The sequence below is a fragment of the Runella aurantiaca genome, from assembly GCF_003339505.1.
Lineage (GTDB): Bacteria > Bacteroidota > Bacteroidia > Cytophagales > Spirosomataceae > Runella > Runella aurantiaca.
The window spans coordinates 549,943-564,244 of record NZ_QPIW01000002.1; the positions used below are offsets into that span (position 1 = coordinate 549,943).

Annotated in this window: 10 protein-coding genes; 3 read left to right on the forward strand and 7 right to left on the reverse strand. The window is 46.0% G+C overall.

The window, feature by feature from the left end; all coding sequences use genetic code 11:
* Positions 1-243 precede the first annotated feature (243 nt).
* From DVG78_RS05380 to DVG78_RS05410, 7 genes are all read right to left on the reverse strand, one after another.
* A complete protein-coding gene (locus DVG78_RS05380) occupies positions 244-2,187 on the reverse strand; it encodes a helix-turn-helix domain-containing protein (protein ID WP_114460007.1) in 1,944 nt (647 codons plus the stop codon).
* A gap of 145 nt (positions 2,188-2,332) precedes the next feature.
* A complete protein-coding gene (locus DVG78_RS05385) occupies positions 2,333-3,613 on the reverse strand; it encodes an HlyD family secretion protein (protein ID WP_114460008.1) in 1,281 nt (426 codons plus the stop codon).
* Positions 3,614-3,706: 93 nt separating this feature from the next.
* Positions 3,707-5,905, reverse strand: coding sequence for a peptidase domain-containing ABC transporter (locus DVG78_RS05390; RefSeq protein ID WP_114460009.1), 2,199 nt, complete (start codon positions 5,903-5,905; stop codon positions 3,707-3,709).
* 491 nt (positions 5,906-6,396) lie between these two features.
* Positions 6,397-7,005 carry a Crp/Fnr family transcriptional regulator gene (locus DVG78_RS05395; RefSeq protein WP_114460010.1) on the reverse strand — a complete coding sequence of 203 codons (609 nt, stop codon included), beginning with the start codon at positions 7,003-7,005 and terminating at the stop codon, positions 6,397-6,399.
* A gap of 164 nt (positions 7,006-7,169) precedes the next feature.
* Positions 7,170-8,756 carry a 3-keto-alpha-glucoside-1,2-lyase-like domain-containing protein gene (locus DVG78_RS05400; RefSeq protein ID WP_114460011.1) on the reverse strand — a complete coding sequence of 529 codons (1,587 nt, stop codon included), beginning with the start codon at positions 8,754-8,756 and terminating at the stop codon, positions 7,170-7,172.
* A gap of 2 nt (positions 8,757-8,758) precedes the next feature.
* Entirely contained in the window at positions 8,759-10,378 is a 1,620-nt protein-coding gene (locus DVG78_RS05405; RefSeq protein ID WP_114460012.1) for a M28 family metallopeptidase, read from the reverse strand.
* Positions 10,379-10,549: 171 nt separating this feature from the next.
* Entirely contained in the window at positions 10,550-11,353 is an 804-nt protein-coding gene (locus DVG78_RS05410) for a hypothetical protein (RefSeq protein ID WP_114460013.1), read from the reverse strand.
* Positions 11,354-11,597: 244 nt separating this feature from the next.
* On the opposite strand from DVG78_RS05410, the gene DVG78_RS05415 reads away from it, so the two are divergent.
* The 3 genes from DVG78_RS05415 (at position 11,598) to DVG78_RS05425 (ending at position 13,575) form a co-directional block, all read left to right on the forward strand.
* Positions 11,598-11,936: a hypothetical protein gene (locus DVG78_RS05415; protein ID WP_114460014.1), complete on the forward strand. Its 339-nt coding sequence runs from the start codon at positions 11,598-11,600 to the stop codon at positions 11,934-11,936.
* A gap of 48 nt (positions 11,937-11,984) precedes the next feature.
* Entirely contained in the window at positions 11,985-12,383 is a 399-nt protein-coding gene (locus DVG78_RS05420; RefSeq protein ID WP_114460015.1) for a hypothetical protein, read from the forward strand.
* 82 nt (positions 12,384-12,465) lie between these two features.
* Positions 12,466-13,575, forward strand: coding sequence for an acyltransferase family protein (locus DVG78_RS05425; protein WP_199563199.1), 1,110 nt, complete (start codon positions 12,466-12,468; stop codon positions 13,573-13,575).
* The last annotated feature ends 727 nt before the right edge of the window (positions 13,576-14,302 follow it).

Consider the following 14,302-nt stretch of genomic DNA (forward strand, 5'->3'; position numbering starts at 1 on the left):
CAATTTTGGTTTAAGGGTTTAGAGAATAGCCGTTATGCCATTGTTTTGGCAAAGCTAAGGAGCTATAAATTGAAGCTGTTTGTCTATTTGGGCAATTAGTTAGTCTATCGTTCCAGACTTAGTTTATTGTTCCAAAAACTTAGTTTATTGTTCCAAAACCCTTTTTGAAGGGCAAAAGGGGCACTAAACCGATCAATAAAAAGTCGGCAATGAGATAAAAAAAAACAGCGGTCAGTCTTAGGCTTATTGAGGCAGTGATTTAGAATCCATTAAGTCAAACTTGCGAAGGATGGCCTCAAAACGGGGGTCTTGTCGGTGAATTTTGAACGTTGGGTTTACCAGAATATCGGAGTGTATGACGCCCAAATCGGCCGCTTTTTGTAAGTAAACCATGCTGCTGTCTTTCTCCCCCATGCCTGCGTACACCATCGACTTAGAAAGGTAATCTTGCGGGTGATTTCCCAACGATTTTAGATACGACACCGACGAAGTTTTATTGCCTTGACGGGCTTCGCAATAGTAGATGAGCGTGCTGAAATATTTCATATTTGGATTCAACTCCTGCACTTTTTTGAATTCTTTCAGCGCCTGCGCGTAGTTGTCCCGAATCAAATAATAGTAACCCCTCGCCATGTAATACACAAAGGAATCATCGAAAATCAACTGGCCGTCTTTGATGCTTTTTTCGGCCAAATCGTACTGTCCAGCGTAGGCACAATTCAAGACATGCCCACCCAAAATAACGGGGTACAACGGGTCGATGGCCATGGCTTTGGCGCTGTATTGGAGCGCCTCCTCTGGGCGGCCCATCGAGCGCATCAACAAGCTGTACCAATAAATGGTTTGGGCGTCGTTGGGGCGGTATTTCAAGGCAATGGTGTACGATGTCTTGGCTTGCTGCCACTTAAACTGATCACGGTACACATTCCCCAAGGTGGCGTAAGCCGTGGCATTTTGTGCATCCAACTGAATCGCTTTTAGCGCGTTTTGTTCGGCGACATTGCCGCTAGCCACCATATCGGCATAGCCCATATTTCCCCTGAGATGACTGGCAATCGCTTTGTAAGCGTAGGCTTCCGCAAAATCGGGGTCGAGCGCCAGCGCACGTTCAAACTTGAGGATGCTCGCGGCCAATTTTTCTTGGGTACGCTCAATCATGAGCAAGCGTCCCTGCAAAAATTCGTTGTAAGCCTCGGCGTTTTTTGTCGGAACTCGGTCCAATTTATTCGCCAATTCGGGCGTAATCTTTTGGTTAAGTTCTAAGGCAAGTTCTTTGACGACTTCGTTCATCAGGTTGAAAAAATTCTTCAAATCTCCTTCCTGATTTTTGGTCCAAACCGTGATACCATCTTGGGTACGGACCAATTCTAGCGCCACTTGCGCCTTGTTGTTCTTTTCATCGACGCGTCCCTGCAAAATATACGCCACCTGAAGTTCGGCCCCAATCTGCCGAACCGTCTTTCCGCTGTCTTTGTATTCGTTGGAAGACCGCCGAGCAATCACTTTAAGGTTTTCAATGAGCGACAGTGAACGGTGGATTTCTTCCATTACCCCTTCGGCCAGCGATTCGCCGTTAGCATCGCTTTTGAAGGGTAAAATGGCAACGGAGTTATCAAAAAGTTCGTTGTAATTAGCCACGCCGAACGCATTGGTCGAGCGTGAACTCCCCTGACTTTTCCAAAAATACACCCCAATCACAAACCATATCGCCAAAAAAATGCCGCCCCATATGTACCGATACGTTTTGTCTGAACGATGCACCGAAACGCCCTGAACCATGGGCCCGCTCACCGTAAAGGTGCTGCTCGCTGGGGCAGAGATATTTTTTTGCTTTCTGAATTCGGTCGGACTAACCGCAAATTCTTCAAAGAAGTACTTACTAAAATTTTGGGGGCTGTCTATTCCGATCAAATCCGCAATTTCGGCAATGCGCCGATCGGTCGTTGCCAGTAGCTCTTTTGCTTTGTGCAATCTTATTTTTCGGATGTACAGCGTGGTCGAAAGTTGAGTTTGGTCTTTGATAATCCGGTGCAGGTGCGTCCGGCTGATACCCAATTCTTTATAGACCTGATCTAATGAAAACGTAGGATTATCAAGGTTTTCCTCAACAATTCGGGTTAATTTCTCAATGATTACATTTTCTGGTACACTCATACGACCAACTTGGGAATCAAATACTAAGGCCATGTTTGGGTATAAAGTTAAGGTCTTTAATGATATTTTTGGAATATTTTATTGGACAATAAATATCCTTGATTAAAGATTATTCTGTTAGCCTGTATTTTGGATTTCTGAGCTGGCTAACCGTCGCGGTACACCTACCGAAAATACCTTACATCAATACCTTTCGAAAACCATAGAAGGCACGTTCAATCAGGCGAAGGTCGGCGGTTACGATTTCTGCCGTACCCGCCATTTCTGACTTACAAACAAAGGTCTGGTTGTAGGTGCTTTTCAGCCCTTTAGGTAGCGCCACCATGACGCGGTAATAGCGCACATTCAGCGAAGGCGCAAGGCTCAGCACTCGCCCTTCGAGCATCCCAAATTCCTGATAGGGATAGTCGTCTAGTTTGATGATGACTTTTTGACCCACCTCGGCCTTTCCCATGCCATGAACAGGGATGTCCATCGTGGCAATAAACTGTATTTTTGTTGGCATCACGGCAAAGAGCGTATCCGAAACACTGAGGTGCTGGTTTTCAGTTAAGTTCTTCAAAAAGACCAGCTTACCATCGGCGGGAGCCGTAATGAGGTAGTTTTGTTGCCAGTTGCGCAGGCTGTTTTCAATGTTATGAACACTGCGTTCGATGTTGTCGAGATAAAGACGTTTTCTTTCCAAAAAAGTCTGATCAAACACCCGCAACTCTGCTTCCAATTCATTGATTTTTAAATTATTATCAAGGGTGTTTTTAAGAAATTCTTCACGCTCTCGTTGTTTTTTCAAATGTTTATTCTTGCTCGCGATGTACTCAAATTTACTGTAAATCCCTTCGTTAAACAGCTTTTCGTCGCTGAGAAAATGCTCTTTTTCATTAGCAAATTCCTCTTCATTGAGCATTTTCTGACGCTCGTTGACGGCGGCTAATGCACGAAGTTGCTCCGCTTGTTGTTGCATCGTTTGCCCCTGCGCCGATTGGTAAGTATCTGACTGAATGCGTTTGAAATCTCGGTAATTTTGGCGAAGTGCGTTAAAATCTTCCTGTAAATCTCCCCAGACAAAGTTGTTGCTTGGAAACACAATTTCGCGTTGGGGATTTTGTAAAAAAGCCTGCGCATCGCTGATTAATTGCTGCATGGTGGGGATATTTTCTAGCCGCGTTGTATTTTCCGTTTCGGCCAAAACATCTCCTTTTTTTACCATCATTTCGTCCTTGGCCAACAGCCGTACCATGCGTCCACCCATGGGCACTACCACCCGAATGGGCGGCACCTGCGTGGTGACAATGGCGTTTCCTTTCAACACTTCGGGGTATTTAATGACCCACGTACCAACAAAAAACAATAGTACAATTCCTGACATCACCCCCGCTCCCGTACGAATCACCCAACTGGGTGTTTCGCTCAAAATACTGAGCATTTCTTCTCCTAACTGATTATCTGAGTACTTTTTCATGATTGCGTTTACGTTATTGGATTGACTAAAATCGACGATTGAATTGTTTTGAGGGTCATTCTCTACTTCGGTCAGAGGCAAGCCCTGCCCCTACTAGGCCGCGGCTTCTAACTGTGTGGTGAGCAGTTCATAATAGCGCCCCTCCAAGGCAAGAAGCTCTTCATGGGTACCTTTTTCTTTAATTTGCCCTTCTTCAATGACCACAATTTGATCGGCATTGCGAATCGTGCTGAGGCGGTGTGCCACTACCACTACGGTGCGACCATTGAAAAATTCGTCCAGATTTTTCATTATTATCTGTTGATTCTGAACGTCTAAAGCGCTAGTACCTTCGTCAAAAAACAAGAATTCGGGGTCTTTGTAAACTGCACGGGCAATGAGTATACGTTGCTTCTGTCCTTGGCTGATACTGCCGTGTTCGCTGCCGATGGTGGTATGATAACCCAGCGGCGTGGACTCAATCCACTCGTGGATATTTGCCACCCGAGCGGCATTGTGCAAACGCTCCATGTCGGGGTCGTTATCGCCAAGGGCGATGTTGTTCAGAATCGAATCCGAAAATATCACCCCGTCCGACATCACCACTCCACATTCGCTCCGCCAAGCCCGTGTTGAAATATTGTTGAGACTGAGTTTTCCGAGCGACAATTCCCCAGAAGTGGGTGCGTAATGTTTCATCAACAATTTGAGGAGAGTGGTTTTGCCGCTGCCACTCGAACCCACGATGGCCGTTGTTTTGCCCGCAGGAATGTAGAGCCGAATATCCCTGAGGGTACTATTTTTGGCATTTGGATAGTGGAAATTCACATTACGCAAAACCAAGGGCTGTTTCTCCGACAACTGTGTCACTTTTGTAAAATCATCACCTTCTTCTTCGGGCATTTGATGCACCGCGTTGATGCGCTCGGTGCTGATGCGGGCATCCTGAATCTGCTGAAGGTAGGCAAAAAGCTGTTCGGTGGGGCCGTTGGTTTGACCCAACATTTGCTGCACGGCTAGCATGGCTCCCAGCGAAAGGTCGCCGTCAAGAACGGCCTTTGCCGACAAAAACGTGATAATCAACACCTTAGTTTCGTTGATGAGTAAGCCGCCGATTTGCTGAACCTGCGAGAGCTTAAGCAGTTTGATATTTTGTCGAAAAAGCTTGGCCCGAATCTGCTCCCAATCCCAGCGTTTGAGCATTTCAGCGTTGGCCAGCTTAATGTCGGGCATTCCCTGAACGAGTTGAACCAGTTTATTTTGTTCTTGTTCGGCCATTTTTGCCCGCATGAAATCATGCTCGCGGCGTTTTTTCATGAAAATCGAAATCCAACTGATATAGAGCAGCGTAGCTCCCAGAAAAATGCCGAAGATGGTCAAGTCGTAGAGGGCAAAAATAAGGGTGTAAATGACCAGATTCAGTACCGAAAACAAGATGGCAATCAGGTGCGTGGAAAGAAAAGTTTCGATGCGTTTTTGGTCTTCGATGCGCTGCATCACCTCTCCCACGGCTTTTTCGTTGAAATAACTGATGGGCAAACGCATGATTTTGGCAATAAAATCGGTTAATAACGACACCCCAACGCGGGTACTGACGTAGAGCAAAAGCCAACCTCGAATGGCTTCGAGCGAGTTTCGCCCCACCATCAGCATCAATTGCCCCGCCAGAAAAATGTAGATAAAGTTTAGGTTATGGTTCATTACCCCCACATCCACAATGGACTGGGTAAGAAAAGGAAAAATGAGTTTGAGAATGGTTCCGACAATCATGCCCAACCACAACTGCCACATCAATTTGGGGTATTTTTTTAAATAGACCGCCAAAGAACGTAATCCCTGCGGCTTGACGTCGGTGGGCGCTTCGGCATCCTGAAAAAACGCGGGCGTAGGGTCGAGCAACAATACGGTTCCTTCTTCCGCACCTGCTGGTAGCCAATGTTTACAAAATTCATCGGCCGATACCGTCAGCGGAGTTTTGTCGGTACCAATAGAAACCTGATTCTGAACGATGTTGGAAACTACCACAAACCCGTGATTATCCCATTTTACAATGCAGGGCAGCGGAATTTCCCGTTTGAGGGTTGAAAAAGAAATACTGATACAACGGGCTCTGAAACCAATGGACTCGGCGGTTTCGGCAAGGTCTCTCAGGGTTTTACTTCCATGTTTGGAAGCACTTTTGCTACGAAGTTCAACGGGTGAAATCACCTTCCCGTAGTGGCGTGCTACGCTTCGTAAACATTTCAGGGCAGCGTCATGATGCTCCTTTTGACCAAGATGGGCATAGAGGCCCAATGAATGATTGGTTATCATAATGGGAAAATGGAGAAAATGGTTGTTGGTTACGAAAAAGCAGCAATCGGAGAATGGAGGCGAAGTCGAGCTGAATCGCCGCCATTCACGTGGACAAGACGGTACAATCAGCGTATGAGTTTATCAACAGCAGAGGACAGCGCTGTGATGTTGAACTCCGGCGTTTTGCTGCATCAGCAGAAAACAGGACAATGAGGCGAAGGACATGCCGGACCCTATGGATTTATTTTTTTAATGCATCAACCGATAAGCCGATTCGTGCACAAAAAGGAAAAGGTGATGCGGAGTAAAGGGTATAATTTGGGGCTGACAACGAGCCGGGTTGTTGGTAATTTAGGGTCTAATTTTTAGAACCCATTCAGTTGCATACGAGGATGCAGGGGGCAGAAATTTTAAAAGTCTTTCATACTCTGTGTCATTTTGTTGAGTCAAAAGTGACACAAAACCAAGAACTGACAAATAACTTTAGACAAGAAGCGACTTAACTTAGGTTAAGTATTTTTTTTGCTCGAAATCCGCCGACGCAACCGACTCAGAGAGGCCGGTTCGATGCCAAGATAAGACGCAATATGGTGCAGGGGTATCCGCTGAAATATCTGTGAGTGTTTTTTTAAGAGGTGTAAATAGCGCTCTTCGGGCGTAAAAGCTTTGACTTCGGTCAGGCGGTGAATCACGCTAAATACGTACCTTCTCATGCGTTCTTCGTGCCAATGTTTTAAGGAAGGGAACTGCTCTTTGAGTTTTTCAAATTCAGCAATTGAGATAGACAGAATCTCACAGTCTTCGATGGCCTGACAATACAGCCGGCTGGGTTTGCCCGTAATCATGCTTTCTAAGTCACCAATCCACCAATCTTCAAATGAAAAATAGAGGATATGTTCTTCGCCTTTTTCGTTGATGGTATAGGTGCGCGTACTGCCTTTGCTGAGGTACGAATTAAAGGCATTGATTTGGCCGGGTTTTACATAAAAGAAATTTCGAGGCAGAAACTCCCTTCTGAAATGAGAAAGCACCAATTCAAACTCGTCTTCTTTCAACCCAATTTCTTTCAAAAAAATATCAACAAACGCAGGAGAAAGTTCAGAACGGTAGATTTGCATAGTACACTAACGAGTTTTTGAGTTATGAATGTTGGGCCGCCGCACCATTTACCCTTTTGGGACATACAACTCAAATATACGAGTTATGTTCAATATTGTGCAAAACCACCGTGTTTTGGGTGCTTCCGTGCAATACATTTCATTGATTAGTAACGATTTAATGCCTATAACTCCCGAATCCGAATGTTTCGAAAAGCCGCTTCGTCGCCGTGGTCTTGGAGAAGAATATGCCCAGGGGCAGTTCCGAAATCCTTTACGTCTTTAAACTTGCTTTCGGCTTTGGCTTTCATAAATTCAGGGCTGCCGATGGTATACTCGACCACTTTGACGCCATTGAGCCAGTGCGTTACGCGCGTACCTTCCACCCTGATACGGCCTTTGTTCCACTCACCGATGGGTTTTAATTGGCGCGAAACGGGTGCAAACAACTCGTACAATCCTGCGGTACGGCGTTTGTCGTTGGTATCGTTGGCAATGTCCTTGTTGCCGGCATCGTCGATGAGCTGATATTCACAGCCCAAGATGGCCCCGTCTGGGTATTTTTTGGCGAAATATTTCAATCCTGTATTTGCTCCCAAGGCCAGTTTAAATTCAAACTCCAAGTCAAACTGCGCAAACATCTTTTTGGTAATAATGTCGCCACCCCGCACTACGGCTTTGCTTTCGCCTTTCCCTTGATTAACCACCAGAATTTTATTATCAATGGCCCAACCTGTCTTGGGAAATTGGTCCGATTTGGCCGAAACCCACTGCTCAGTAGAGGTGCCGTTAAAAAGTGGAATCCAATCGTTTGGGAAGTAGACATTCACCTCGGGGTGCATCGTATACATCCGGTACTGCTTGCCGTCATGTACCAGTAACCCGCTGGATTTATCGTTGCCGATGATGGGGTTATTTTCATATTTTTTCCAGTGAATCAAATCCTTAGAAACCGCCACGTTCATCGACCATTCGCGCCAATCTTTAAAGGCGGAGGCGTGATAATAGCCGTAGTACAGTCCTTTGTATTTGATAATTTGATTCATGGCTACGGCATATTGGTCGTAGGTTTCGGGCCCCATTTTCAACACGGGTTCGTCTTGCACGTTCGTCCAGATTTTCAGGTCTTTGGAAGTAGCCAGCCAAATACCCAAGTCGCCGCGTTCATAAAAAAGATACCACGTACCCTTTTCTTGCCAAATCGCAGGAGTGCCGTACGCCCCTTTGGAAATTGGGTTTCCGTTGGTGAGCCGAACATCCAGCGCGCCCTTTTCCTGCCAATGAATGCGGTCGGTGGAGGTGAGCAAATGCGCTACGTCGTTTCTGCCTTCGGCAAACATATAATATAAGCCGTCGGACTTAATGACCGACATATCTTCGACCCAATCCAAATCATAAATGGGATTCGACGAATGGCGCGTCCACGTGAGTCCGTCGGGAGAAGTGGCGTAGCCCAAATGCATGACGGCATTTTTTTCCTTTTTGTAGCCCGTGTACCACAAATGGTAGGTGTTTCCTTCGCGTAAAATGTAGCCGCGTTCCCTGATTTTTTCGTCCCAAGTGCCGGGCTTACCCGTTCCTGCAAAAACAGGATTTTGGGCGTAGGATTTGAAATTGACAATTTCACCCGGAAATTCATCAGATGCCGTTGGTAGTGTTCTCACTGCCAACGTTTTATTGCCATTGGCAGTGTTCTCATCGCCAGCCTCGTTAGGCGAATAACCAAGGGTAAAAGCCACCATGAGTGGCGTTAAAAGCGTTACTATTTTCATGGTTATTTCATCATTTTATCGCGAGCGGCCTTGAATTCAGAGCCTTTTTTCCATCCCGGAAAAGTGCTTTCGTTGCTGATGCGGTGCCCCACTTCGTACAACAGTTTCATGTCTTCGACGATACCCGTCAAATCCCATTTCCCGTCATACTCGTCGGTGGGCATGTGGTAGCGGTAGAGATTAAACTGCTCTTTTTGGGCTTTGCCCCAATCTTCGCCGTGCTGACGGGAAATCACGCCGTTTTCGATGTACAACGACGGTACACCTACTTTGGCAAAATTAAAATGGTCGGAACGAAAGTACCACCCTCCCGACGGATTGGGCTCACCGCGCGTGAATCGGTCTTGCTTTTTGGCCGCGGCCTCAATGTAATCATCCAAATCTGACTGACCTTTTCCGACCACAATCACGTCTTTGGTTCGACCAAAAGGCTGCAAAACGTCCATGTTGATGTCGGCCACGGTTTTGTCAAGCGGGAAGATGGGATGTGTACAATAATATTCTGAGCCTAACAAACCCTGCTCTTCGGCCGTTACGACCATAAACACAATTGAGCGGGCGGGTTTCTTTTTGAGTTTGGTAAAAGCCGTCGCTATTTCCAATACCGCCGCGGTGCCTGAGGCGTCATCGGCGGCTCCGTTGTAGATAGAATCTCCGTTAATCGGCTCGCCCTTGCCGAGGTGATCCCAGTGGGCGGTGTACACCACGTACTCGTTGGCGCGGGTTGTGCCCGACAGCACCGCCATCACGTTATGAGAGGTGGATTTTTTGGTTTCATTGTCAATGGTCAACAAAGTTTTTACGCCCAGCGGCACGGGTTTAAACCCTTTTTTGCTGGCTTCGTGCATTACATCGGGCTTAACCCCTGCGAGTTGGAAGAGTTTTTTGGCCGATTCCAGCGTAATCCAACCTTCCATCGCGGCCCGTGAGCGGTTGTCGTCGGCAGCTTGGAGGTAGAGTTTTGATTTTGACCAGCCGCTTCGCACCACCGACCAGCCATAACTCGCCGGGCCCGTATCGTGAATGATGAGCACGCCAGCCGCGCCTTGGCGAGCCGCCTCTTCAAATTTGTACGTCCACCGACCGTAATAGGTCATCGTATTTCCTTTAAACAAGTTGTCGTCTACAATCCCTGGGTCGTTGACCAACACCAATACGGTTTTACCTTTGACGTCCAGCCCAGCGTAGTCGTTCCAACCGTATTCGGGCGCTACAATGCCATAACCCGCAAACACCATTTCGGAGTTTTCGACCTTTACTTGGTCTTGCACGCGGCGCGTAGCGGCCACGAAATCCGTCAGGTAGTTGAGAGAAATCTCCCCACTTTTGCCTTTCATGACCAAAGGCCCCGCGGGTTTGGACAAAATATCTACCATAGGCACCTCTTGAAAATAGCTCTTGCCATTGCCGGGTTTTAGGCCTAATTTTTCAAATTCGGTTTTTAAGTAGTTGATGGTTTTGGTTTCGCCAACGCTGAACGGCTTACGGCCTTCAAAGGCGTCGGAAGCCAGTACTTGAATATGCTTTGCAAATGCCTTGCCGTCGACGAGCGCATCGTCGGCGGTGTGGCTTACCAAAAAGACACTGCTCAAAAGGAGACAGAAAAAAATCAATTTGTTCATGGGATGATTACGGGGTCAGTGAATCACCAAAGATAGGAAGATAGGCCCCATAAATTCAAGAATGTAAAACGTATCTACCCAAATCATTTTTTTCGCTCACCCCAAAAAAAGCCTCCTCTCGATACCCAGAAGGTGACAAGATGAGGCAATACACTTAAAATCAGCCCTGAATCAATACTCCAATTTCAACGTCCACTCTGAGCCTCCTTGGTTGATGGTGCGCTGGGTGAGAATCCCTTTGGCGTCGTATTGGTAGCGGAACGTAGTCGATTGTTTGAGGCCTGTCGAAGCCGCCGTGCTGATTTGTTTGCCAGGGTTATTGACTTGAAATTTTACCCAAGGTACGTACGGGAAAAACGATAGTTGGTCGAAGGGGTTGGCTGCGCTGTCAAAGTCACTGTAATCAAGCGTTTCGTACAAAGAATATTTGCCTTCCATGAAGAGAAAATAATCTACATGCACGCAATTTCCTTTGGTATCGTAGGTGTATTTCCATTTGGTTTTGGCGGGCGCATCCGACATTTGGCGGTCATCGGGCACAACCTCCTCCCGCTCACTGACGCGGCCTTTAGCATCAAAAAGAAAATAAGTCGTAGAAATCAGGCGATTAGAGGCTCGGCTTTCGACCCGTTCCAACGTGCCGTTTGTGTAAAAATAACGGTGGTCGCCGGCCTGCGAGCGCACTGTAGTGAGCTGTCCAGCGGTGTTGTACTCAAAATTATTTTCGATGCGTTTGATTTGACTCGGGTCTGATTGAACATACTGCCATTGCGAAACGTGTCGGGTAATGCGCCCGCTGCTGTCGTAATCAAATGACTGATAATCAATCTCCGTAGCGCTCGCCTTGCGTAATTTTAAAGCATTCGTTTCGGTTTCGTCGGGAGGCTTGGGGAGGTCATCATTGCTTTTGCAGGCAGTCATCATCAACGCTACCACAACGACTGGAGTCGTCATTTTTAACAAATGTGCTTTCATAAAATAGTGGCTGTTTCTAATAAAACGGATACTGAATTCCGACCCAAAATTGCTTTATTTATCATTAAATTACGAAACTATCTCTCTTGAATTGTGGGAAATAAGCGATGAAATGTCGAAAAAAGTAGCTATGCTGTGCAATGAGTCGCAGGTACAGAAACACTGCTTTTTTAGCAAATAGCTAACGAACATTAGCACGCTTTCAGCATCATTTTTTATCTTAAACTCATAATTGCTATTTGTTATGAATTTAACCAAGATTTTGATTGCAACCTTCCTGTTTCTTTTGGGTTCTTTTGGCCATTGGTACATCATGTATTGGCAGTTTAAATCTCCCAAATGGATTTCCTCTATCTATCCTTATTTGCTGGGGATTGCCTGTACTTGGCTGTGGATCAAAGCCTCGGAGTACGGCGTAAAAGGCTTTAACGGCTCCATGTGGTCCAATCGGTTTTTGTTTTTCGTAACGGGCGTTTTTGTGGGCTCGTTCCTTTACCCGATTCATTTTGGGCAGACCTTCAACCTAAAAGTCGCCATTCAGCTTTTGTTGGCGCTGGCCATTATTGTCGTTTCTATTCTCTAAACCCTCATTAAGCTTTTGATATATTTAATTTTAACCCAAAAAACACCCATGAAACGTACTTCCATTTCGCTGTTATCTTTCTTTCTATCAGTTCTTTTTCTGTTTTCTTGCGGCGGTGATGCCGCCGAACTGGAACGCCTGCAAAAAGAAAACTTGGAACTAAAAGCACAATTGCAGGAATTGAACGCCGCACAATCTGCCAAGAAAGTAAGGTACATTTTGAAAATACGATTGAAACAGGCAAATTTCTCGCTTAGCATCAAAAAGCACATCAAAAACGCCGTCAACGCCATTGATTTTGAACTTCCAGTCGACAAGGATTTCTACGACAGTGTATCGAAAGGCACCGAAATTGTGGATAAATTCCGCTTTGGTTCTTTCGTATTATACGGCAGTTTTGGCGACTGGGAAATGACCGTCAAAGACAAAGAAATTCGAGAAATGTAGCAGATTAGGGCGGTAAACAATAGTAAAAAAAGCCGCAAACGGAGTTATAGGAAGTAGATACCTAAACCTACAACCTGACACAATGAATTCAGCTTCTTCTTCAAGCCGCCTAGCCTCGCTTGATGCGCTTCGTGGCTTTGATATGCTCATGATTTCTGGCGGTGGTGCCTTTCTTTTTTTGATGGGCGGCAAAACCAACATTGGTTTTATTGATGCCATTGCGGCGCAATTTCACCACCCCGATTGGGACGGATTCACCTTCTACGATTTTATCTTTCCGCTGTTTTTGTTCATGGCGGGCGTGTCCCTTTCCATCAGTCTCAAAAACGGCGTCGCCAAGGGTATTCCCCAATCCAAACTCTTGGAAAAGGTATTTAAGCGAATGCTCATTTTATTTTTTCTGGGAATATTAGACAAAAACGCCCCCGTTGATTTTTTTGACCCCGCCCATATTCGCTACGGAACTGTGCTCGGGCGCATCGGAATTGCCACTTTTTTGGTAGCTATTTTATACCTAAATACTGGCTGGAAAACGCATCTTGTCGTCGCATTCTCCATTCTTGGGCTATATTACGCGGCATTGATGCTGATTTCGGTTGGTGATTACGGCGGTGGCGACCTTAGCTTTGAGGGAAATTTGGTGGGGTGGATTGACCGATCTTTCATGCCCGGACGCCTCAAGCAAACCACCTACGACGAGCTGGCCATGACTACCCAACTCTCGGCTACCTGCTTGACTATTTTTGGCAGTTTGGCGGGCAAAGTACTATTGGACAAAACCACCGCCAACATCAAATTGATTCGGCTCATTGGCATGGGGGCCATTGGCATCGTGGCGGGTTTGGCGTGGGCTACGGTTTTTCCGCTCAACAAACACTTGTGGTCTAGCTCCTTTATTCTGCTGACGGCTGGCATGGCTTGTCTTTTGGTCGCCCTTTTTTATTGGGTAATGGATGTGTTAAAATTTACCAAATGGGCCTTTTTCTTCAAGGTTATCGGCATGAACTCGTTGGTGATTTACATGGCCTGTCGCTTTGTCGATTTCGGCGAGTCGTCGCGACTGCTCTTTGCGGGATTGTACGGCCACGCTCCCGAAAAATGGCATGAAGTATTCAACGCTCTGGGCGGGCTGATCTTGGTGTGGCTGGTGCTGTACGTGATGTATCGCCACAAGATTTTTGTGAAGGTGTAAAGCGTATTTTAACACGCCAGTGGTTTTATCCCCATACATTACAAAAGCACAAGTATCAATAACAAAAAGAGGGTGGTGAAAACACTACCCTCGGCAAGAACCCAAATTTCGTAACCGTATCGTCATAACCTTCCACCCGTGGATTGGAGTTTTTTTCTGGGTTAAGAAGGTGTTTTGGGCGCTTATTTACTCCCCACGCTAAAGTATGGAGTTGCGGGAGAGGATGGCCTAGGTGCTTAGGTTGGTACGGACACCAAACTTTGGCAAGTAGCCCTTTGGCCACTGCTCCCACGCTTTTTGTGCTGGCAATGGCAAAGCCAAATTCACCTACTACCTCGCCTCGGTCTTGTGCAGAGCCATTGACAAATTTATCAATACTACTATTTATAGCGTTACCAAAATCAAAAACAGCTCCAAATTCATTCTGCCATCGAATCTGTATAAATTTGCTTGAACTCTAACCCTGTAAAGCCCAAATATTCATAAAGGGATTTAAATTCATCTTCATCGCCTTTAATTCCCGAATAGGTCAATATCTCTATTTTACTCGTTTCTGGAATTTTAAATAGTGAAGATTCCGAAAAACGATTAGTATGAAAATACTAAAGCCGAAGATATTTTGTAACTATCTGATTATAGGATATTTGGATGTCAATCCATCGAATCATTATTTCAATATATTCAGTGCATAAGCGTATAAAATTATCATTTGCGTTTTTGAGACCTC